Annotated in this window: 1 protein-coding gene; it reads left to right on the top strand. The window is 55.9% G+C overall.

The window, feature by feature from the left end:
• The first annotated feature begins 133 nt into the window (after positions 1–133).
• Positions 134–912, top strand: a protein-coding gene (locus tag MSKU9_RS10505) for an IS5 family transposase (RefSeq protein ID WP_227002464.1) whose coding sequence is annotated in 2 segments (ribosomal slippage) — positions 134–472 and positions 475–912 — 777 coding nt in all. Because the reading frame shifts where the segments join, the coding sequence is not laid out codon by codon here.
• Positions 913–994: the final 82 nt, after the last annotated feature.

Consider the following 994-nt stretch of genomic DNA (forward strand, 5'->3'; position numbering starts at 1 on the left):
GCTTTCATCCATTGGAAACATCCCCCCGGCAGAAGCTGAGGCTCGCTTTTATGCTCAGCAGAAATCACATGCTTTAGGGCCTGTTAGACCTTGAATGACAGAACGGACTGCATAGCTGTTTATGATGAGCATGATGCAGTCTGTCTTTTCCGATACCGCATGGTCCGTCTGGGAGCCTTTGATCGAGGCAGTCCGCCCGAAGGGCAAGACCCCGCCGAAGAACCTTCGACGGACGATATCCGCGATTTTCTGGCGCCATCAGAACGGTGCAAAATGGCGCGCTCTGCCATCTGAGTTTGGTCCCTGGTGGATTGCCGCACAGTTGTTCATTCGCTGGTCGAAGCTTGGGGTGTGGCAGCGCCTCTTTGAAAAGGTCAAAGGCAAAGATCAGGCCCTCGGCATGGTTTTCCTCGATGGCACGACGATCCGTGGCCATCACAAGGCGGCCGGGGCTGTCAAAAAGGGGGATACAGAGGATGCCTCAGGGATCGTGAGGCGCCTGGCTGCTCACGTGGAGGCTTTGGCACCAAGGTCTGCGTAGCCGCGGATGGACATGGCAGGGCGCTGTCCTTCACACTGTTGCCCGGACAGGCACATGAACTGCCATCCGCTTATTCCTTGCTCGACGATCTGCCATACCCACCGACCTATGTCGTCTGTGACCGTGGGTATGCCTCGCATAAATTCCGTGAATATCTCTGGAACCGGGGATCTCGTCCTGTCATCCCGCCAAGGAAGAATGATCCGGAAGCCGCCTGTCCCAAATGGGCTTACAGACACCGGCATCTGGTCGAAAACCTGTGGGCAAGACTCAAGGAGTGGCGGGCTGTTGCGACCCGATATGAGAAGACCGCTGCATCTTTCTTCTCCGTCATCCTCATCGCTGCTACAGTAGACTACGTCAAGCCCTAACAGGCCCTAGCACTACAGTTGCGCTTTCTGTTTGATATGTGAGAGGTAGGCTGCGGCCTGATGAGCACGTCGAAAGAACGAC

Origin of the sequence: Komagataeibacter diospyri, from assembly GCF_006538165.1 — a bacterium.
Lineage (GTDB): Bacteria > Pseudomonadota > Alphaproteobacteria > Acetobacterales > Acetobacteraceae > Komagataeibacter > Komagataeibacter diospyri.